Genomic DNA, 19,926 nt, shown 5'->3' on the forward strand with positions numbered 1-19,926 from the left:
TGCTGCAAATCTAAATGCACAGCGGGCATGGGTGCCCGAAAGGCCGCATATTCTAAGGAATATCCGGACTTTTGCAAATGACTTTTTCCGGCGCCTATGGCATGCCGTGCAGATCTGCATATAGAGCCGTCGATGAAAACGGCCAGTCAGCTCCCGCCGAGTGCGGGTTTGCTGTTGATCCTGCGTCCTTGCAGGGTCTGCGCCGGTGCGACGACCGGCGAAGTCTTAGTGTCCTGTCTCACCCATTTCGCTCACTTTTGGTGAGCAGAATGGGTGGGACGGGGCACCTCACATCTTTGGCATGCCGCCGCCGGGCAACATTCCGCCCATGCCGCGCATCATTTTCGCCATTCCGCCCTTGGCGGTGAATTTCTTCATCATCTTCTGCATCTGCTTGTGCTGCTTGATCAAGCGGCCGATGTCCTGCACCTGAGTACCGGAACCCATGGCGATACGGCGTTTGCGCGAACCGCTGATCAGCTCAGGGTCGCGGCGCTCGGCCGGGGTCATGGAGTTGATGATGGCTTCCATCTGCTTGAATTGCTTCTCTGCGGCGTTCTGGGCATTGCCCATTTGCGACAGGTTGACGCCGCCGATACTCGGCAGTTTGTCCATGAGGCCGCCGAGGCCGCCCATGTTCTTCATCTGTTGCAGCTGATCGCGGAAGTCTTCGAGGTCGAAGCCCTTACCCTTCTTCAGCTTCTTGGCCAGCTTGTCGGCCTTGTCTTTGTCGAGGGTCGCTTCAGCCTGTTCGATCAGGCTGAGCACGTCGCCCATGCCGAGAATCCGCGAGGCGATACGCTCAGGGTGGAACGGATCGAGCGCTTCGCTCTTCTCGCCCATACCGATGAACTTGATCGGCTTGCCGGTGATGGCGCGCACCGACAGGGCGGCACCGCCACGGGCGTCGCCGTCGACCTTGGTCAGGATCACACCGGTCAGCGGCAGCGCATCACCGAAGGCCTTGGCCGTGTTAGCGGCATCCTGACCGGTCATGGCGTCGACCACGAACAGAGTCTCGACCGGGTTGATCGCGGCGTGCAGCGCCTTGATCTCGCCCATCATCTCTTCGTCGATGTGCAGACGACCGGCGGTGTCGACGATGACTACGTCGATGAATTTCAGTTTGGCTTCTTTAATAGCTGCGGTGGCGATGTCGACCGGCTTCTGGCTCAGGTCGGACGGGAAGAACGTCACGCCGATGTCGTTGGCCAGGGTTTCCAGCTGTTTAATAGCAGCAGGACGGTAAACGTCCGCCGACACGACCATGACCGACTTCTTCTTGCGCTCTTTAAGGAAGCGCGCCAGTTTACCAGCGGTAGTGGTTTTACCGGCGCCCTGCAGACCGGCCATCAGAATGACGGCGGGCGGCACGGCGCTCAGGTTCAAATCTTCGTTGGCCGCGCCCATCAGGCTTTCGAGTTCGGCCTGGACGATCTTCACGAACGCCTGGCCCGGCGTCAGACTGCGCGACACCTCGGTGCCGACAGCGCGTTCCTTGACCGAATTGACGAAGTCCTTGACCACCGGCAGGGCGACGTCGGCTTCGAGCAACGCCATGCGCACTTCACGCAGGGTGTCTTTGATGTTGTCCTCGGTCAGCTTCGCCTTGCCGGTGACATGGCGCAGCGTCTGCGAGAGACGGTCGGTTAAGTTTTCAAACATTGCGCGATCCTTTCAGGCCCTGTGTAGACCGGGATAATGGCGGCCCAGACCGGAATCAACATGTGCTCGGCGAGCCTGCGGCGTGGGCAGGTCGCGGATTATAGCGAAGACTGCGGCTGGCGGACACCTCGCTGTCAGCTTCCTGAGTCTTTCGTGCCATGGCGGTTCTATGCCAAACTCAGCCCCTTTCGGGCCTGCCTAACAGGATTTATGCTCCCCTTGTCACCCAGTTTATTGACCACCCTCGCCGCCGCCCTTCTGTATGCCGCTGCGACCCTTTATCAGAGCACTCGTCTGGCCACTGGCGCCAAGGCGAACAAACGCCTGCTGGTTAGCCTCGGCGCTTTCGCCGTGGTGGCCCACGCCGCCAGCCTGCTCACCCACTTGCTGACACCAATCGGTCTGGGCCTAGACTTCTTCAGCGCCTCCAGCCTGATCGCGGCGGCGGTGATCGCCCTGACGCTGATCGCCTGCTCGCGTATTCCGGTGGAAAACCTGCTGGTGCTGCTGTTCCCGCTGGGCGCAATTACCGTGCTGCTGGCGCAGTTCGCGCCGACCGGCACGGTGCAGATCATCGATGAAGAGCCAGGCATCCTCGCGCATATTCTGTTGTCGATCCTCGCCTACGGCATGTTCACCATTGCGGTGTTCCAGGCCTTGTTGCTGCTGGTGCAAGACCACCAGCTCAAGCACAAGCACCCGTCCGGGCTGATCAAGAACTTCCCGCCACTGCAAACCATGGAAAGCCTGTTGTTCGGTTTCCTGTGGGCCGGCTGGACGCTGCTGTCGCTGTCGCTGATTTCCGGCTGGCTGTTCGTCGAGAACCTGTTCGCCCAGCATCTGGTGCACAAGACCCTGCTGGCGTGCCTGGCCTGGATCGTCTTCAGCGTGTTGTTGTGGGGCCGCAACCGTCTCGGCTGGCGCGGTCACAAGGCGATTCGCTGGACCCTCGCCGGTTTCTGCCTGCTGATGTTGGCGTATTTCGGCAGCAAACTGGTTCGTGAATACATCCTGCACATCTGACGGGCGGCATAAATGGACGGTTTGCCCATAGGGCCGATGCTCGCGGTATTTGTCCTGCTGATTTTATGGTCAGGGCTGTTTACCGCCGTCGAAATCGCGCAGCAGCACCTGCTCGCGCAACGCACCGCCTCGCGCGCCAGCGATAAACCGCTGGCGAAGCTGAGCTTCCCGCTCGACAGCCTGATTCTCTGTAACACCTTGTGCCGTGCGCTCGCCATGGTGATTGCGACGCTGCTGGCGATTTTTCTCTGCGAAGAAAACGGCCCGTGGGCAGCGTGCCTCGGTGCTGGCGCAATCCTGCTGGTGTTTGCCGATTACTTTCCACGTACCGTCGCCCAACGCTATCCCGATGCGGTGCTGGCGTTCGGCAATACCTTGCTGGCGGTGCCGCTGAAGATTGTTTATCCGTTTGCCTGGTTGTTCAGCCGCATCAGTGGTCTGCTGATGCGGCCGTTTGTGCGCAAGGCTCAAGTCGTACAGCAAAGTGAGGATGACTCACCTGCTGACCGTTACGACGATCCGGAGCACCCGGTTCACGCACACCCGGTTTCGGGGATTCATGCGCTGGACAACATTACGGTCAATGACATTCTGGTGCCGCGCAGTGACGTCGACGGTATCAACCTCGACGATTCGATCGACGAGATCATCGAACAGCTTCGCCACAACAAGCGCACCCGCCTGCCGGTGTTCCACAGCGATATCAACCAAGTTGAAGCAGTGCTCAACACCCGGCAGATCCGACATTTGCTGAACAATGGCGATCTGACCCGCGAGGCGCTGCTGGCGGCCAGTTACGAGCCTTACTTCGTGCCGGAAAGCACACCGCTGCAACTGCAACTGCTGAATTTCCACAAGCAGCAGCGGCGCCTCGGCATGGTGGTCGACGAATACGGCGAAGTCCTCGGTGTCGTCACGCTGGAGGATATTCTCGAAGAAATTGTCGGCGAGTTCGAAAGCGAGCACAGCATCGATAATCCGCACATTCATCCGCAGTCTGATGGCCGCATGGTGATTGACGGTGCCGCTTCGATCCGCGAGTTGAACAAGTGCCTGGGCTGGCATTTGCCGAGCGATGGTCCGAAAACGCTGAATGGTCTGGTGACCGAGGCGTTGGAGACTATTCCGGAAAGTGCGGTTTGCTTGAAGATCGGGCGTTATCGCCTGGAGATTCTTGAGACTGAAGAGAACCGGGTTAGCAAAGTGCTGATTTGGCATACCTCTTCTGTGCCTGCTTTGGTGCCTGCCAGGTAAAAGATCAAAAGATCGCAGCCTTCGGCAGCTCCTACCCTGCGATCTTTGCTCTTGTTTGATTGTTAGCCCCCTTCCTATAATCGAGGCGCTTACCCAAGCGCCGCCGAGCCTCGTGCTTACCCCGCACCCAACAGGTTTCGGCCATTTCCGCTGTACTCCGGCGACTGTTTCTACCTGAAACAGCGACCGCGCCTCATCCCACATCCCTGGGTGTTCGACCATAATAATTCGCTCCAATGGAGCTCATGACTGTCAGGGATCACCGCATGACGACCAGTACCGCTTTCAGCGACACCGCGCCTGCCCAACCGACCAACTCCGCTACCCGCGTGGCCACGGCGAGTTTTATCGGCACCGCGATCGAGTTCTACGACTTCTATGTTTACGCCACGGCTGCTGCGCTGGTGATCGGTCCGGTGTTCTTTCCGCAGACCTCCGGCACCGCACAGATGCTTTCGGCGTTTCTGACCTTTGGCATTGCCTTCCTCGCCCGACCGCTGGGCTCGGCGTTGTTCGGCCATTTTGGTGACCGTATCGGGCGCAAATCGACACTGGTCGCATCCTTGCTGTTGATGGGCGTGTGTACGACGCTGATCGGCGTGCTGCCGGGTTACGCCACGATTGGTGCGTGGGCACCGATTCTGCTGTGCGTGCTGCGCTTCGGGCAGGGGCTGGGATTGGGCGGTGAATGGGGTGGCGCTGCCCTCCTCGCCACGGAAAATGCGCCAAAGGGCAAACGCGCGTGGTTCGGCATGTTCCCGCAGCTTGGACCTTCGATTGGTTTTCTCGCGGCCAACGGTTTGTTCCTGACCTTGGCCATGACCCTCGATGACGAGCAATTCCGTAGTTGGGGCTGGCGCATTCCGTTCCTGCTCAGCGCGGTGCTGGTGATGGTCGGCCTCTATGTGCGCCTGAAACTCCACGAAACGCCAGTTTTCGCCAACGCCATCGCCCGTCAGGAGCGGGTAAAAATCCCGCTGGTCGAGCTGTTCAGCCAGTATTGGGCACCAACGTTGCTGGGCGCGGCAGCGATGGTGGTGTGCTATGCGCTGTTCTATATCTCGACGGTGTTCTCCCTGAGTTACGGGGTTTCCACACTCGGCTATAGCCGTGAAACGTTCCTTGGGTTGCTGTGTTTCGCCGTGCTGTTCATGGCCGCCGCTACGCCACTGTCCGCGTGGGCCAGCGACCGTTACGGGCGCAAACCGGTGCTGATCATCGGTGGCGTGCTGGCAATTCTGTCCGGATTTCTGATGGAGCCGCTGCTGACTCAGGGCTCCACCTGGGGCGTGGCACTGTTTCTGTGCATCGAGCTGTTCTTGATGGGCGTGACGTTTGCGCCGATGGGGGCACTGTTGCCTGAGCTGTTTCCGACCCATGTGCGTTATACCGGCGCTTCGGCGGCGTATAACCTGGGCGGCATTGTCGGGGCCTCGGCGGCGCCGTTCTTTGCGCAGAAACTGGTGGCGATGGGTGGTCTGAGTTATGTCGGCGGGTATGTGTCGGGGGCGGCGGTGCTGAGCTTGATTGCGGTGCTGTGTCTGAAAGAGACGAGGGATAACGATCTGAATCGGGTTGCCTGACAGAAGATCAAAAGCTTCGCGAGCAGGCTCGCTCCCACATTAGGTCTGTGACATACACAGAAACCTGTGGGAGCGAGCCTGCTCGCGAATGTCGCAACTTTACAGTTCTACGACAACAGCCTGAGCAGCGCGGGTCGCCTTGGCACGAGCAGCCTCGATCGACTCATCCCGCGCCAGCGCCACGCCCATGCGACGCTGACCATTCACCTCTGGCTTACCAAACAGACGCAACGCCGTGTCCGGCTCGCTCAACGCAGCGCCGAGGTTGGCGAATGCGGTCTGGGTCGATTGCCCTTCCACCAGAATCACCGCCGAAGCCGATGGCCCGAACTGACGAATCAACGGCACTGGCAGACCCAGAATCGCGCGGGCGTGCAAAGCGAACTGCGACAGATCCTGGGAAATCAGCGTCACCAGACCGGTGTCGTGCGGACGCGGCGACACTTCGCTGAACCATACCTGATCACCTTTGATGAACAGCTCCACGCCGAACAGACCACGGCCGCCCAGTGCCTCGGTTACCGCTTTGGCAACACGCTCGGATTCAGCCAGGGCAATCGGGCTCATGGCTTGTGGCTGCCACGACTCCTGATAGTCGCCCTTCTCCTGACGGTGACCGACCGGTGCGCAGAACGTAGTGCCGCCGATGTGGCGCACGGTCAGCAGGGTGATTTCGTAGTCGAAATCGATAAAGCCTTCGATGATTACCCGACCTTTGCCGGCGCGACCGCCCTCCTGCGCGTAATCCCAGGCCTTCTGCACGTCATCGACGCTGCGCAGCAGACTCTGGCCTTTGCCCGACGAGCTCATCACCGGTTTGACGACGCATGGGAAACCCAGGTCTTCGACGGCTTTGCTGTAGTCCTCGAAGGTGTCGGCAAAGTGGTAAGGCGAGGTCGGCAGGTCCAGCTCTTCAGCGGCCAGACGACGGATGCCTTCGCGGTTCATGGTCAGTTGCGCAGCGCGCGCGGTCGGGATCACGGTGAAGCCTTCGGCTTCCAGCTCAACCAGGGTGGCGGTGGCGATGGCTTCGATTTCCGGCACGATGAAGTGCGGCTTCTCGGCTTCGATCACCGCGCGCAAAGCGGCGCCGTCGAGCATGTTGATCACGTGGCTGCGATGGGCAACTTGCATGGCCGGCGCGTTGGCGTAACGGTCAACGGCGATCACTTCAACGCCCAGGCGTTGCAGCTCGATCACCACTTCCTTGCCCAACTCACCACAGCCACACAGCAATACGCGGGTCGCGGTCGGCGACAATGGAGTTCCGATACGGGTCATCTCAGGTCCTCAAAGAAGCGGATCATCGAGGAAAGCAACGCCTGACGCGCTTTCCATGGGGAGAAAGCGCGGCATTTTACATGAACCTGAGGCTTTGGCTTCAGCCGGCGACGGCCTGTTTGCGCTCACGCCAGGCCATGATCAGCCAGACGGCGGTGACACCGGCGAATTTCGACAGCAGAGCAGTAATGATCACCGGCGGCGTCAGCAGGTCGATCATACCGAAGAAGATGAACGTATCGATGGGAATGCTCAGCGCCGAACTGATCCACAAGCGGTCGCGCAATGGGCGCTTGGTGATGCTGAATACCAGCCAGTCGATGCACTCGGAGACCGCGAACGCTGTGGCGCTGGCAAGGGCAATGGAAGGATCGGAGGTGACGTAAGACAGTACCAGCGCCGCCAGCATCGCCACGATCGCGCCGTGACCGAAGCGAGTTTGCACCATGTCGCGCAGCACGAACACCAGACCACCCCAGGCCGACCAGATGATGTCCAGGTGCGGCGCGGTGGAAAAGGCGAAGTTGATCAGCACGACGCTGCTGATGTAGGCGATGAGGAAAATCATGGCGGGCGACCTGGCAGATTGGCGCACAGGTTACTTGACCGGCAAATCAAGAGCTACCCCCTCACCCCAGCCCTCTCCCCAAGGGGCGAGGGGGAAAGGGAGCAGATCGGGGGCTTTTCAAATCCTGAGTCCGACTCGGTATGCCAAGTCGGCGTATAGCGTAAGACACCTCGGTCAGTCCCCTCTCCCCCTGGGAGAGGGCTAGGGTGAGGGCCGTCCCAAGCCGATCACGACTTCGAAGGGATCATCCACACCAACCCACTCGCCTTCGCCCGCTCATGACACAACCCCAACACCACGCGGCGCTCGTCATTGGTCATCCGGCCCCAGCGGGTGATTTCCTCGACCGTACGCTGACAGCCGGTACAGATGTCAGCCTCATCCAGCGCACAAATATTCACGCACGGCGAGGCGACGGGTCTTTCTGGCGTGTTCATTCTTCCTGCTCAACCAGATCGCGGGCATAACGCTGCGAGTTATGCACATAGTGGGCGGCGCTGGCCTCAAGCATCTTCTTCTGCGGCTCGGTCAGCTCTCGCACGACCTTGCCCGGCGAGCCCATCACCAGCGAACCATCGGGAATTTCCTTGCCTTCACCAATCAGCGAATTGGCGCCGATGATGCAGTTCTTGCCGATCTTCGCGCCGTTGAGAATCACCGCGTTAATGCCGATCAGGCTGTAATCGCCGACGGTGCAGCCATGCAGCATCGCATTGTGGCCGATGGTCACGCCGGTGCCGATGGTCAGCGGATAGCCCATGTCGGTGTGCATCACGGTGCCGTCCTGGACGTTGCTGTTCTTGCCGATCAGGATCAGTTCGTTGTCGCCGCGCAGCACGGCGTTGAACCAGACGTTGGCGCCCTCTTCCAGTTTGACCTTGCCCACCAGCACGGCATTGGGGGCGACCCAGCTCTGTGGATGGGTCTCGACACGGGCGTCGCCCAAGCGGTATTTCATCTTGTTTTCCTCAGGGCTCACGGTGAGTGGCCGTTCGAACGACGGCTTCAGGTGTTGATAAAGCTTTTCGGCGGTTGGTGCAGGCTGATCTTGGCGTCATAGAGCAGATTGATCAACTCGACGATCATGATCGCCGTCAGGCCCCAGATCTTGAAATCGCCGTAGCGATAGCTCGGCACGTACCAACTGCGGCCCTGATAGTCGATGCGGTGCGTGTGTTCACGAGGGTCTTTACGGAAGAATTCCAGCGGCACGCTGAAAACGGCAGCGATTTCGGCGTCGTTGGCGCGGTATTCAACAAAGTCGGGAATAACGCCGACATAAGGCGTGACCTTGATGCCGTGCAGGGAAATCAGCGGGCTGAGCGGGCCGATGACTTCGACCAGTCCGGGCGGCAGACCGATTTCTTCCTCGGCCTCTCGCAGCGCGGTAAAAATCAGATCCGGATCTTCCGGATCGCGGCGACCACCAGGGAAGGCGACTTCGCCGCCGTGGGTCGAGAGCCCGCTGGCGCGCAAGGTCAGCAGCAGTTCCGGCTCGTCACTGCGAGTAATCGGCACCAGAACGGCGGCCTCGGGGAAACGTGTATCAGTCTCCAGCGTGCGCGGTGTGTGGTTGCTAACCCTATGCAGTAGCTCGTCCAGCATGAGTGTTCTCGATCAGTGCCTTACCCTGCATCATGCACCAATCATTGCGAGCGCCCAAGCCCCCGAAACCCGTCGTGTCGCGAAACGACAACTTGCCGACCGGCACCGCTGCACGCCAAGATAGGCGCAGCATTCAGGAAGCCCAGCATGAAATTTTGCAGCCACTGCGGTAACCCGGTCACCCAGCGCATTCCCGAAGGCGATTCGCGGCTGCGATTTGTCTGTGACAGCTGTCAGACCATTCACTATCAGAACCCCAATATTGTCGCCGGCTGCGTGCCGACCTGGGGCACCAAAGTGTTGCTCTGCCGTCGCGCCATCGAACCGCGCCTCGGTTACTGGACGTTGCCCGCCGGCTTCATGGAAAACGGCGAGACCATCGAGCAGGCCGCCGTGCGCGAGACTGCCGAAGAAGCCTGCGCCCGGGTGCGCAACCTGAGCATCTATACGCTGATCGACGTACCGCACATCAGTCAGGTGCATGTATTCTTTCGTGCCGAGCTGGTCGATCTGGACTTTGCCGCCGGCCCCGAGAGCCTCGAAGTACAACTATTTGACGAAGCCGACATCCCGTGGGACGAGCTGGCTTTCCGCACGGTGGGGCGTACCTTAGAATGCTTCTTTGCTGATCGGCGTGTTGAGGTGTATCCGGTTCGTTCGGAATCGATTCCGCCGCTTGCTCAGCCTGCCATTACTTGATTTCGTCGCCGGCCAGCCGATAACCCGAGCACGTCTGCACAACACCTATAAATCATGTATCTGCGTCATTCCTGGGGAATCGTTTCAATGCGCTGGTTGCTTGCCCTGTTCTGCCTGTCGTTCGTTACCGTCTCCCAAGCGTCATTCGTGACCACCGTGACGCCTGCGAATACCCCGCTCATCGAGAAAGTCCTGGTGCTCAAATCGGCGCATCAACTGCAGTTGATCGCCGACGGCAAGCCACTGAAAACCTATCGCATTTCCTTGGGCAAAGGTGCGAAGAAAGGTCCGAAACTGATTGAAGGCGACAAGCGTACGCCGGAAGGTTTCTATTGGATCGACTGGCGCAAGACCAGCGACAAATTCAATCTGTCGATGCACATTTCCTACCCGAACATCAGCGACTCGGCCCGCGCCCGGCGTGAAGGCGTCGAACCCGGCGGGATGATCATGATCCACGGCACGCCGGATTCGGAAGAAACCCCGGAAGACCTGTTCCATACCCTGGACTGGACTGACGGCTGCGTCGCCATGCGCAACGTCGATATGCGCGAAGTGTGGAGCCTGGTGCCGGACGGCACGATGGTCGAAATCCGCCCTTAATCCCTGACCATTGGTCACCCGCAAAAAAATAAATCAAAAGATCGCAGCCTGCGGCAGCGCCTACAAGGGTGATACCACTCTCAACTGTAGGAGCTGCCGCAGGCTGCGATCTTTTGCTTTTTACAGCCCACCTTTAATACCACTTCAAACCACCCCCTCTAAAACCCGCCATTTCATTGGATTAACTGCCCATTGCCTGCGTTGACATGGTATTCAAGTGGTATTAATTTCCGCCCCACAAGCGAGCCACAACAATCCTATACTCGCGACGGAAATGCCCTACATGAACGACCTCCATACCCTACGCCCGGACGACTCCCAGCCGACGCCGCTGTACCTGCAACTGGCGCGCAATCTGGAAGCTGCGATTCATGCCGGGCAGTGGAAGTCCGAGCAGGCGATGCCCTCGGAACGCAACCTCAGCGAGCAACTGGGCATCTCCCGAGTGACTGCGCGCAAGGCGCTGGAAGTCCTCCTCGATCAAGGCCTGATCCGCCGCTTGCAAGGCTCCGGCACCTTCATTACCCCACGCCTCGAACAACCGCTGTCGCGCCTTTCGGGCTTCAGCGAAATGCTTCGTCTCAAGGGCTTCGTACCCAGCTCACACTGGCTGGAACGTGAAATCACCCTGCCGACTCACGAAGAACTGATCCGCCTCAGCCTGTCGCCGAACGACAAGGTCGCGCGCATGAAGCGTCTGCGCAAAGCCGATGACACGGTCATGGCCATCGAGATGAGCACCCTGCCCGCCTCGATCATGCCCAAGCCGCAACGGGTCGGCGATTCGCTCTACGAGTACCTCGACGGCATCGGCAAACCGATCGTCCGCGCCCTGCAACACATTCAGGCAATCAACGCCTCGGACGAGTTCGCCGCGCTGGTCGGCATCGCCCCCGGCACCGCCATGTTGCTGATGACCCGGGTCGGCTACCTCGAAGACAACACGCCGATCGAAGTCACCGACACCTATTGCCGCAACGACTACTACGACTTTGTTGCAGAGCTTCGTAGATAAAGAGCTGCGCCGCTAAAACGGCCCAAAGCGAGAACCGAAATGTCCGAAGACAACATCCTCACCGCCAGCGGCTGGATTCGCGGCCGGCTGATCCACGAACACGGCAAAGTCGTGTCGATCGAAGGCGTGCCCTGCGATCCGGCGAGCAATGACCTGCCGTATCTGCTGCCGGGCTTCATCGACCTGCACGTTCACGGCGGTGGTGGCAAAGACATCATGGAAGGCGCCAGCGCTTTCGAAACCATCACCAGAACCCACGTGCGTTTCGGCACCACCTCGCTGCTGGCCACCACCATGACCGCGCCGAGCACCGAGATCTCCAGCGTCCTGAAGGAAGTAGGAGAGTTCTGCGAACAGCGTCCGAAAGGTGCCGCGCGGGTCCTCGGCGTACACCTCGAAGGTCCGTACATCAATCCGGGAAAACTCGGCGCGCAACCGAACTTCGCCCACACCGCGTTGATGGCCGAAGTCGAAGAGTATCTGGCATTGGCGCCGATTCGGGTGATCACGATTGCCCCGGAAATCGCCGGCCACGACGGTTTGATTCGTGAGCTGAGCAGCCGTGGCGTGCGCATGCAGATCGGCCACACCCTCGGCAGTTACGAGGAAGGCGTCGCCGCACTGGATGCCGGCGCGACCAGTTTCACTCACCTTTACAACGCCATGAGCCCGCTGCATCACCGCGAGCCGGGCATCGTCGGCGCTGCGCTGGCTCACGCCAAATTCGCCGAGCTGATTCCGGATTTGCTGCACGTGCACCCCGGCGCCATCCGCGTGGCCCTGCGCTCGATCCCGTGCCTGTATTGCGTCACCGATTCGACCGCGGCCGCCGGCATGCCCGACGGTGAATACAAGCTTGGCAGCCACACCGTGACCAAATGCCTGGGCGGCGTGCGGCTGCCCGACGGCACCTTGGCCGGCAGCACGCTGACCATGGATCAGGCCCTGCGCAATCTGGTGAAGATCGGGTTGCCGATCGCCGAAGCCTCGCAGCGCCTGTCGCAATTCCCCGCCGACTACCTCGGCATCACCGAACGCGGGCGCCTTGCACCAGGCGCCTGGGCCGACTGCGTGCGGCTGGATCGCTCACTCACACTGACCGCCGTCATGGTCGAAGGAGAAGACATTGACTTCAAAAATGCTTGAGGAGGCGCTGTCCTCGTTCGCGGCCGTGCAAGCCCAACTGCAACAGCTCGACGCGCCAATGATCGAGATCGCCGGGCGCCTGCGCCGTCAGCCACCGCAAGTGGCGATGACCGTTGCGCGCGGCAGCTCCGACCACGCGGCGAGCTACTTCGCCTACCTGACCATGCAGCAACTGGGTGTGCCGGTGGCGTCGTTGCCGATGTCGGTGGTGACCATGCAACAGGCGCCGTTGAAGGTCAGCGGTCAGGTCGCGTTCGCGTTTTCGCAATCGGGGCAGAGCCCGGATCTGGTCAACAGCCTGCGTCTGCTGCGCAAGCGTGGCGCGCTGAGTGTGTCGATGGTCAACGCCGCCGATTCGCCGCTGGAAGCTGCCTGTGAATTCAGCGTGCCGCTGCTCGCCGGGACTGAAAGCAGCGTCGCCGCGACCAAAAGCTTTATCGCCACCCTCAGCGCCAGCGCCCGTTTGATCGCGCACTGGAAAGAGGACAGCGAATTGCTCGAGGCCGGTAACGCCCTGCCTGAAGGCCTGCGCGAAGCGGCGAAACAGGACTGGAGCGTGGCCATCGAAACGCTGCGCGATTGCGAGCGGCTGATGGTCATCGGCCGTGGCGCCGGTTTCGCCATTGCTCAGGAGGCGGCGCTGAAATTCAAGGAAACCTCGGCGATTCAGGCCGAAGCGTTCAGCAGCGCCGAAGTGCGTCACGGCCCGATGGCGCTGATCGACGAACACTATCCGTTGCTGGTCTTCGCGCCACGCGGCGCCGAGCAGGCTGGCCTGCTGAGTCTTGCGGCGGAGATGCGTCAACGCGGCGCCCGCGTCTTGCTGGCCGCGCCGGACGACGTGAGCGAACGCGATCTGACGCTGACCCGCGCCGAGCACCCGGCCCTCGATCCGATTCTGGCAATTCAGAGTTTCTATGTGATGGCTGCCGGTCTGGCCGTGGCCCGTGGCATGGACCCGGATCAGCCGCGCCACCTGAGCAAAGTGACCCGCACGCACTAAGTCCGAATGACTGCACACCTGATGAGACCGAGCCATGCACAACAACAATAAAGAGCTGACCCTCAGCGCCCCGCTCAGCGGCCCGGTGCTCACGCTCGCCAAAGTCCCGGACGCGGTGTTCGCCAGCGGCGCGATGGGCGACGGCATTGCCATCGACCCGATCAACGACACCCTGTACTCGCCGTGCGCCGGGGTGATCATTCACGTCGCGCGCACCGGCCACGCGCTCACTTTGCGGGCCGACAACGGCGCGGAAATCCTCCTGCACCTGGGGCTCGACACCGTTGAGTTGAACGGCGAAGGCTTCTCGATGCTGGTCAAGGATGGCACCCGCGTCAGTAAGGGCCAGCCGTTGTTGCGCTATGACCTGGACAAGGTCGGCCAGCAATGCAAAAGCCTCGTCAGCTTGTTGATCCTGACCAACAGCCAGGATTTTCAGGTACGGCCGATCACGCTCAAAGCCGTGAAAGTCGGCGAGCCGCTGCTGCACATTGTGGCGCGTAACGGCTCTGCCTCGAGCGCAGACGTCGTCGGCGGGCCGGAGGTTCATGCTCATGTGCTGGTGGCGCATCGCGGCGGTTTGCATGCGCGCCCTGCGGCGCTGATTCGACAGACTGCGCAGGGTTTCAAGAGTCAGTCGCGACTGCACTTCGCCGGTAAATCGGCGCCGTGCAACAGCCTGATCGGTTTGATGGGCCTGGCGGTTGGCGAGCAGGATGAAGTGCAAGTCAGCTGTCAGGGCCCGGATGCCGAAGCGGCGTTGCAAGCGTTGCTCACGGCGCTGGCCACCGCGTTGCCGGATGATCATCACGCGGCGGCACCGGTCGATGTTGCCGCTATTAAACGCCCGGCCGAGGCAGGTGTTTTGCACGGTGTCTGCGCCGCGCCAGGTTTAGTTGGCGGGCCACTGTTCCGTTTGAACACGATCAGCTTGCCGGCGGATCCGGGCAATCATGACCCGCTGCAACAGCAGCAGATTTTTGAAGCCGCGCTGACACAAGTGCGCAACGAAATCGACGGCACTCTCGCTCAAGCGAAAAAACACAAGAGTGCCGACGAAGAAGCGATCTTCGCCGCGCATCTGGCACTGCTCGAAGACCCGGCGCTGCTCGACGCTGCACAGCGATCCATAGAACAAGGTTGTGCGGCAACTCACGCCTGGAGTCAGTCGATCGACGTGCAGTGCGAAATGCTGCAGCACACCGGCAGCGCGCTGCTGGCCGAACGCGCCAACGATCTGCGCGACCTCAAGCAACGCGTGCTACGTGCGTTGCTCGGTGAGGCGTGGAATTACGACGTGCCGGCAGGCGCCATTGTTGCCGCACATGAACTGACGCCCTCGGATTTGCTGCAACTCAGCGCGCAAGGTGTCGCCGGGTTATGCATGGCCGCGGGTGGCGCGACTTCGCATGTGGCGATTCTGGCGCGCGGCAAAGGGCTGCCGTGCATGGTGGCGCTGGGTTCGGCATTGCTTGATCAGCCGCAAGGTCATTCGGTGGTGCTCGATGCTGACGGTGGACGTCTCGAACTGACACCGAATGCCGATCGTCTGGCTGAAGTTCAACAGATGCAAATTGATCGCCAGCAACGTCGCGACGCGCAGCAGGCCAAAGCTCACCTGCCAGCCGAAACGCGAAATGGCGTGCACATCGAAGTCGTCGCCAATGTCGCCTCCAGCGGTGAAGCGGCAGATGCCTTTGCCAACGGTGCCGATGGTGTTGGTTTGCTGCGCACTGAGTTTTTGTTCGTTGATCGCCAGACCGCTCCAGACGTCGAAGAGCAGCGCAGTGCATACCAGGCTGTGATCGATGCGATGGGCGACAAGTCAGTAATCATCCGCACCATCGACGTCGGCGGCGACAAGCACCTCGACTATCTACCGCTGCCGGCGGAAGCCAACCCGGTGCTCGGCCTGCGCGGCATTCGTCTGGCTCAGGCCCGCCCGGAAGTTCTCGATCAGCAACTGCGCGCGCTGCTGCAAGTCAGCCCGCTGCACCGTTGCCGGATCCTGTTGCCGATGGTCACCGAAGTCGATGAGCTGCTGCACATTCGCCAGCGCGTCGATGCCCTGTGCATCGAACTCGGTATCAGCCAACGCCCGGAAATCGGCGTGATGATCGAAGTCCCCGCCGCCGCGCTGCAAGCCGAACAACTCGCCGAACATGCCGACTTCCTCTCGATCGGCACCAACGATTTGTCGCAATACACATTGGCCATGGATCGCGATCACGCAGGTCTGGCCGCCCGCGTCGATGCCCTGCACCCGGCGCTGCTGCGCCTGATCGCCATGACCTGCGCAGGCGCGGCAGTGCACAAACGCTGGGTCGGTGTCTGCGGGGCCCTCGCCTCCGATCCGCTGGCCACACCGGTGTTGATCGGTCTGGGCGTCACCGAATTGTCGGTCAGCCCGGTGCAGATCGGTGAAATCAAGGATCGCGTGCGCCAACTGCATGAAGCCGAATGCCAACGCCTCGCCCGTGACCTGCTCAAGCTGAGCAGTGCGGCTGCGGTGCGTCACGCCTGTCATCAACATTGGCCTCTGCGCTAACAAAAACAACAAGGACAAACGCCATGTACCAACTCTTCATCGAAGGCCTGCAACGCCTCGGCCGTGCGCTGATGCTGCCGATCGCGATCCTGCCGATTGCCGGCCTGCTGCTGCGCCTGGGTGACACCGACCTGCTGAACATCGCAATCATTCACGATGCCGGCCAAGTGATCTTCGCCAACCTGGCGATGATCTTCGCCATCGGCATCGCCGTCGGTTTCGCCAAGGACAACAACGGCACCGCCGGCCTCGCCGGGGTGATCGGTTATCTGGTGATGATCTCCACGCTCAAGGTGCTCGACGCGAGTATCAACATGGGCATGCTCGCCGGGATCGTCAGCGGTCTGATGGCCGGCGCGCTGTACAACCGCTTCAAGGACATCAAGCTGCCGGAGTACCTGGCGTTCTTCGGCGGGCGGCGGTTTGTGCCGATTGTCACCGGGTTTGCGGCGGTCGGTCTGGGCGTGGTCTTCGGCTATATCTGGCCGCCGATCCAGCACGGCATCAACGCTTTTGGTGCGCTGATGATGGAAAGCGGCAGCCTCGGCGCGTTTGTGTTTGGCGTGTTCAACCGTCTGCTGATCGTCACCGGCCTGCACCACATCCTCAACAACATGGCGTGGTTCGTGTTCGGCAATTTCACCGACCCGACTACCGGTGCTCTGGTGACGGGTGACCTGTCGCGCTACTTCGCCGGTGATCCGAAGGGCGGGCAGTTCATGACCGGCATGTTCCCGATGATGATCTTCGGCCTGCCCGCCGCTTGCCTGGCGATGTATCGCAATGCCCTGCCGGAACGGCGCAAGGTGATGGGCGGGATTTTTCTGTCGATGGCCTTGACGTCGTTTTTGACTGGGGTGACCGAGCCGATTGAATTTGCCTTCATGTTTTTGGCGCCGTTGTTGTATCTGCTGCATGCGCTGCTGACCGGGTTGTCGATGGCGATCACCAATGCGTTGAACATTCACCTCGGTTTCACCTTCTCCGGCGGATTCATCGACATGGTGTTGGGTTGGGGCCGATCCACCAATGGCTGGTTAGTGATTCCTGTCGGGCTGGCGTATGCCGTGGTGTATTACGCGGTGTTTGATTTCTGTATTCGTCGCTTCAATCTGAAGACGCCGGGGCGCGAGGATGTGGCTGCTGCTGAGAAAGCGGTCCTCACTGAAAACGAACGCGCCAGTGCTTACATCAAGGCATTGGGTGGGGCGGAGAATTTGGTCACCGTTGGCGCCTGCACTACGCGGTTGCGACTGGAGATGGTCGATCGCAACAAGGCGTCGGATGCTGAGCTGAAAGTGCTGGGGGCGATGGCGGTTGTGCGTCCGGGCAAGGGTGGAAGTTTGCAGGTGGTTGTCGGTCCAATGGCGGACAGTATTGCTGATGAGATTCGTCTGGCGATGCCTTCTCTGGGACGTGCCGTTCTGGTTGAGACATCTGTTGTTGCTGATGAGTCGAAAGCCGCTGTGATTGCCGGCTCCGAAGCGCAGCAATGGCTGACCGCACTGGGCGGTGGCGACAACGTGCTGCAACTGGATTGCATTGCCATGAGCCGGATTCGCTTGCTGTTGGCGGATGGCAAGGCGTTGTCCGAGGCGCAGTTGAAAGAGCTGGGTTGTCAGGGTGTCAGCCAGTTGGAGGGTGGGGTTTGGCATTTGCTGGTGGGGGATAAGGCTGCGAGTTTGAGTGGAGCGCTTGAAGCGTTGGTCAATCGCAGCGAGGTCAGCGCCAAGGTTTAGAGGTCTGGTGTTTGGACAGGCCTCATCGCTAGCAGGCTAGCTCCCACAGTTTGGAGTGTGTGCGTTCTGCCAGACTTGGGTTGTCTGGATCGGCGTCATCGCTGGCAAGCCAGGCCCCACAAGGGAATGCGTTTCAACTGTGGGAGCCAGCCTGCTGGCGATGAACGATGACGCGATCGTCAGGTTTGTGGATCGACTCGATCCAGCGCCCGGTTTACCGCGAGTTCGGCGAGCATGACGATTTGCTGGATACCTAATACGGTGCTGCGCTGAGAACCGTTTAGCTCATTGGCGAAGTTGCTGGCGGCGGTACTTGCCGAGGCTAATGACTCGCAGGCGTGAGCGAGCAGGCTTTCGGTGTCGACCTCTGGGCAGACCATGAACATGGTGCTCGGTCGGCGGGGCTTTGCGGGTTCGGGGCTCAGGTAGAAGTCGAGGGCGCGTTTGATGGCTTCGCGGTTTCGGGCCTGGTCTTCGGCGCGGAGAGCTTCTTCGAGTGGGGTTTTGGTTTCGGGTGGATCGGGTACGGGCTTAGTCATTGCAATGATCTCTAATCAATGATTGAGCCATCACTGGTCGTTTCTCACGCGACGAAGAGGTGGCAGCTATGTGCGGAGTGAGAAACCGGTAAGAGATCAACCCGGCCGAACCGAAGTCCGCCCGCACACAGCCGCCATAGAACATCACCGGCAGCAAATGAGCTGGCGGCGATTATGGTGCTACTGACGTTTGATTAAAACCTCTTACCGGGTTCTCACACCCGATCACCGATTTGCGGTGATAGCCAAAGACTAGAGACCCGACGTCCGACGGACAACCTGAAAACCTTGTGGGAAGGTTCTGGCTATTCGACACATCATTAAACAGCCAAAAGCAAACCCTCACCCTAGCCCTCTCCCAGAGGGAGAGGGGACTGACCGAGGTGTTTGGTGGATGTACGCCGACGTGAAATACCGAGTCGAATTCAGATTCTTGAAACAGATCAAAAGCCCCTCACCCTAGCCCTCTCCCAGAGGGAGAGGGAACTGACCGAGGTGTTTGGTAGAAGTACGCCGACGTGAAAGACTGAGTCGAATTCAGATTCTGAAATAGATCAAAAGCCCCTCACCCTAGCCCTCTCCCACAGGGAGAGGGGACTGACCGGGGTGTTTGGTGGATGTTCGCCGACGTGAAATACCGAGCCGAATTCAGATTCTGAAACAGACCAAAGCCCCTCACCCTAGCCCTCTCCCACAGGGAGAGGGGACTGACCGGGGTGTTTGGTGGATGTTCGCCGACGTGAAATACCGAGTCGAACTCATATCCTGAAAAGCCCAAAAATCGGCCCCCTCTCCCTCGGGAGAGGGCTGGGGTGAGGGGAAGCTCCAACACAAATCAAAAGCCGAACACCCCGTGCTCTTCACCACTCAACAGGATGAGCGTTAGCTCGGCTGCAGCTCTTGATCTTGATCCACCGGCCCCGTCGGCAGGCTGAGTGGAGGGATTTATCCGGGGGTGGGAGCGCAGCGACCGTTTGGCGCAGCCAAACACAGCGAGAGGAGGTGCAGCGAAGCAAACCGTAGGCGATGCGCCCGGATGAATTCCGGAGCGAAGGAACCCCGAGCTTTAGCGAGTGGGCCGAACGTTGGGGCAAGCGTTTTCGGTTACCTTTTCGGCGTTTGGAAAAGGTGACCCGCCGTAAGGGCGGAACCCTAAGCAGCCGTTACCGCAGCAACGGATATGTACCCGATCAGTCAGAACATAATTGCCTGAGCCAGCGCCTTCGCGAGCAGGCTCGCTCCCACATTAAACAAACGCCATCACCCAAAAAATCGGGGGCAACAAAAAACCCGCAGACAATCACTCATCTGCGGGTTTCCCGTTTCAGCAGCAAGAAAGATCAGAAATCTTCCAGCCGCCACACTTCATAAGCCGGTGTCTCATACGGATGGCTCAACTTGAGCGCCGCCACAACAGCAACAATCAACTCATCCGCCACCACAAGCTCAACCTTCCATTCCTCAACCCGCTCAACCTGCCCCGCCTCGCCAATAAACGGCTGACTGCCGTCCAAAGGTCGAAACTGGCCCAGACCGAGCACCTGCCAGGCACAGTGGTCATAGTCACCGATTCGCCCACCACCGGCAGCGAACACAGCCCCTTTGACCACCTCGACATGACTGTCAGGAACAAAAAAAGCGAGCTTGTACACAGG

The 19,926-nt window shown here is 60.2% G+C and carries 18 protein-coding genes; 10 read left to right on the forward strand and 8 right to left on the reverse strand.

The genetic code is table 11. The features are described from left to right. Positions 1 to 288: 288 nt before the first annotated feature. Positions 289 to 1,665 (reverse strand): signal recognition particle protein, encoded by a 1,377-nt coding sequence (ffh, locus tag ACI514_RS20100; RefSeq protein ID WP_008081630.1) that lies wholly within the window; start codon positions 1,663 to 1,665, stop codon positions 289 to 291. Between the two features lie 210 nt (positions 1,666 to 1,875). Between ffh and ACI514_RS20105 the strand changes: the two genes are divergently transcribed. The 3 genes from ACI514_RS20105 (at position 1,876) to ACI514_RS20115 (ending at position 5,525) form a co-directional block, all read left to right on the forward strand. After that, on the forward strand, positions 1,876 to 2,688 hold the full coding sequence (locus ACI514_RS20105; RefSeq protein WP_007908989.1) for an inner membrane protein YpjD: 813 nt from the start codon (positions 1,876 to 1,878) through the stop codon (positions 2,686 to 2,688). Between the two features lie 12 nt (positions 2,689 to 2,700). Next, on the forward strand, positions 2,701 to 3,942 hold the full coding sequence (locus tag ACI514_RS20110; protein WP_160056091.1) for a transporter associated domain-containing protein: 1,242 nt from the start codon (positions 2,701 to 2,703) through the stop codon (positions 3,940 to 3,942). A gap of 266 nt (positions 3,943 to 4,208) precedes the next feature. Further along, entirely contained in the window at positions 4,209 to 5,525 is a 1,317-nt protein-coding gene (locus tag ACI514_RS20115; RefSeq protein ID WP_405122258.1) for an MFS transporter, read from the forward strand. A 99-nt stretch (positions 5,526 to 5,624) separates the two neighbouring features. On the opposite strand, the gene purT is transcribed toward ACI514_RS20115, so the two are convergent. From purT to ACI514_RS20140, 5 genes are all read right to left on the reverse strand, one after another. Continuing rightward, positions 5,625 to 6,806, reverse strand: coding sequence for a formate-dependent phosphoribosylglycinamide formyltransferase (purT, locus tag ACI514_RS20120; RefSeq protein WP_016986367.1), 1,182 nt, complete (start codon positions 6,804 to 6,806; stop codon positions 5,625 to 5,627). A 100-nt stretch (positions 6,807 to 6,906) separates the two neighbouring features. Beyond that, positions 6,907 to 7,374 (reverse strand): VUT family protein, encoded by a 468-nt coding sequence (locus tag ACI514_RS20125; RefSeq protein WP_160056087.1) that lies wholly within the window; start codon positions 7,372 to 7,374, stop codon positions 6,907 to 6,909. A 227-nt stretch (positions 7,375 to 7,601) separates the two neighbouring features. Next, entirely contained in the window at positions 7,602 to 7,811 is a 210-nt protein-coding gene (locus ACI514_RS20130; RefSeq protein WP_007908996.1) for a DUF1289 domain-containing protein, read from the reverse strand. After that, complete coding sequence (locus ACI514_RS20135) at positions 7,808 to 8,332, reverse strand: gamma carbonic anhydrase family protein (protein ID WP_007954617.1); 525 nt, start codon at positions 8,330 to 8,332, stop codon at positions 7,808 to 7,810. Before ACI514_RS20135 ends, ACI514_RS20130 begins: the two co-directional genes overlap by 4 nt. Before the next feature lie 47 nt (positions 8,333 to 8,379). Further along, positions 8,380 to 8,979, reverse strand: a complete 600-nt coding sequence (locus ACI514_RS20140) for a CoA pyrophosphatase (protein WP_160056085.1) — start codon at positions 8,977 to 8,979, stop codon at positions 8,380 to 8,382. A 147-nt stretch (positions 8,980 to 9,126) separates the two neighbouring features. Between ACI514_RS20140 and ACI514_RS20145 the strand changes: the two genes are divergently transcribed. The 7 genes from ACI514_RS20145 (at position 9,127) to nagE (ending at position 17,732) form a co-directional block, all read left to right on the forward strand. Next, positions 9,127 to 9,678 carry an NUDIX hydrolase gene (locus tag ACI514_RS20145; RefSeq protein WP_095119357.1) on the forward strand — a complete coding sequence of 184 codons (552 nt, stop codon included), beginning with the start codon at positions 9,127 to 9,129 and terminating at the stop codon, positions 9,676 to 9,678. 87 nt (positions 9,679 to 9,765) lie between these two features. Continuing rightward, entirely contained in the window at positions 9,766 to 10,281 is a 516-nt protein-coding gene (locus ACI514_RS20150) for a murein L,D-transpeptidase family protein (protein WP_160056083.1), read from the forward strand. A gap of 283 nt (positions 10,282 to 10,564) precedes the next feature. Further along, on the forward strand, positions 10,565 to 11,296 hold the full coding sequence (locus ACI514_RS20155; RefSeq protein ID WP_077571250.1) for a GntR family transcriptional regulator: 732 nt from the start codon (positions 10,565 to 10,567) through the stop codon (positions 11,294 to 11,296). A gap of 39 nt (positions 11,297 to 11,335) precedes the next feature. After that, complete coding sequence (nagA, locus tag ACI514_RS20160; protein ID WP_160056081.1) at positions 11,336 to 12,442, forward strand: N-acetylglucosamine-6-phosphate deacetylase; 1,107 nt, start codon at positions 11,336 to 11,338, stop codon at positions 12,440 to 12,442. After that, positions 12,423 to 13,445 (forward strand): SIS domain-containing protein, encoded by a 1,023-nt coding sequence (locus ACI514_RS20165; RefSeq protein ID WP_405122259.1) that lies wholly within the window; start codon positions 12,423 to 12,425, stop codon positions 13,443 to 13,445. Before nagA ends, ACI514_RS20165 begins: the two co-directional genes overlap by 20 nt. 34 nt (positions 13,446 to 13,479) lie before the next feature. Then, a complete protein-coding gene (gene ptsP, locus ACI514_RS20170; RefSeq protein ID WP_405122260.1) occupies positions 13,480 to 15,993 on the forward strand; it encodes a phosphoenolpyruvate--protein phosphotransferase in 2,514 nt (837 codons plus the stop codon). 23 nt (positions 15,994 to 16,016) lie between these two features. After that, the gene (gene nagE / locus ACI514_RS20175) at positions 16,017 to 17,732 is read left to right on the forward strand and encodes an N-acetylglucosamine-specific PTS transporter subunit IIBC (RefSeq protein WP_405122261.1); all 1,716 of its coding nucleotides are present in this window, start codon (positions 16,017 to 16,019) and stop codon (positions 17,730 to 17,732) included. Between the two features lie 179 nt (positions 17,733 to 17,911). Here nagE and ACI514_RS20180 read toward each other — a convergent pair whose 3' ends face one another. Beyond that, positions 17,912 to 18,271, reverse strand: a complete 360-nt coding sequence (locus ACI514_RS20180; protein ID WP_405122262.1) for a DUF6124 family protein — start codon at positions 18,269 to 18,271, stop codon at positions 17,912 to 17,914. Between the two features lie 1,340 nt (positions 18,272 to 19,611). Further along, positions 19,612 to 19,923 carry a YqfO family protein gene (locus ACI514_RS20185; protein WP_042607740.1) on the reverse strand — a complete coding sequence of 104 codons (312 nt, stop codon included), beginning with the start codon at positions 19,921 to 19,923 and terminating at the stop codon, positions 19,612 to 19,614. Positions 19,924 to 19,926: the final 3 nt, after the last annotated feature.

The organism is Pseudomonas sp. M20, from assembly GCF_045037865.1.
Classification (GTDB): Bacteria; Pseudomonadota; Gammaproteobacteria; order Pseudomonadales; family Pseudomonadaceae; genus Aquipseudomonas.

What these genes read in the sequence shown, in the direction of transcription:
- nagE (WP_405122261.1), top strand. Translation starts at nt 16,017, where the DNA reads ATGTACCAACTCTTCATCGAAGGCCTGCAACGCCTCGGCCGTGCGCTG.
- ACI514_RS20145 (WP_095119357.1), top strand. Translation starts at nt 9,127, where the DNA reads ATGAAATTTTGCAGCCACTGCGGTAACCCGGTCACCCAGCGCATTCCC.
- ACI514_RS20125 (WP_160056087.1), bottom strand. Translation starts at nt 7,374, where the DNA reads ATGATTTTCCTCATCGCCTACATCAGCAGCGTCGTGCTGATCAACTTC.
- ACI514_RS20180 (WP_405122262.1), bottom strand. Translation starts at nt 18,271, where the DNA reads ATGACTAAGCCCGTACCCGATCCACCCGAAACCAAAACCCCACTCGAA.
- ACI514_RS20115 (WP_405122258.1), top strand. Translation starts at nt 4,209, where the DNA reads ATGACGACCAGTACCGCTTTCAGCGACACCGCGCCTGCCCAACCGACC.
- ACI514_RS20110 (WP_160056091.1), top strand. Translation starts at nt 2,701, where the DNA reads ATGGACGGTTTGCCCATAGGGCCGATGCTCGCGGTATTTGTCCTGCTG.
- ACI514_RS20155 (WP_077571250.1), top strand. Translation starts at nt 10,565, where the DNA reads ATGAACGACCTCCATACCCTACGCCCGGACGACTCCCAGCCGACGCCG.
- ACI514_RS20135 (WP_007954617.1), bottom strand. Translation starts at nt 8,332, where the DNA reads ATGAAATACCGCTTGGGCGACGCCCGTGTCGAGACCCATCCACAGAGC.
- nagA (WP_160056081.1), top strand. Translation starts at nt 11,336, where the DNA reads ATGTCCGAAGACAACATCCTCACCGCCAGCGGCTGGATTCGCGGCCGG.
- ACI514_RS20105 (WP_007908989.1), top strand. Translation starts at nt 1,876, where the DNA reads ATGCTCCCCTTGTCACCCAGTTTATTGACCACCCTCGCCGCCGCCCTT.
- ptsP (WP_405122260.1), top strand. Translation starts at nt 13,480, where the DNA reads ATGCACAACAACAATAAAGAGCTGACCCTCAGCGCCCCGCTCAGCGGC.
- ACI514_RS20150 (WP_160056083.1), top strand. Translation starts at nt 9,766, where the DNA reads ATGCGCTGGTTGCTTGCCCTGTTCTGCCTGTCGTTCGTTACCGTCTCC.
- ACI514_RS20130 (WP_007908996.1), bottom strand. Translation starts at nt 7,811, where the DNA reads ATGAACACGCCAGAAAGACCCGTCGCCTCGCCGTGCGTGAATATTTGT.
- ACI514_RS20140 (WP_160056085.1), bottom strand. Translation starts at nt 8,979, where the DNA reads ATGCTGGACGAGCTACTGCATAGGGTTAGCAACCACACACCGCGCACG.
- ffh (WP_008081630.1), bottom strand. Translation starts at nt 1,665, where the DNA reads ATGTTTGAAAACTTAACCGACCGTCTCTCGCAGACGCTGCGCCATGTC.
- purT (WP_016986367.1), bottom strand. Translation starts at nt 6,806, where the DNA reads ATGACCCGTATCGGAACTCCATTGTCGCCGACCGCGACCCGCGTATTG.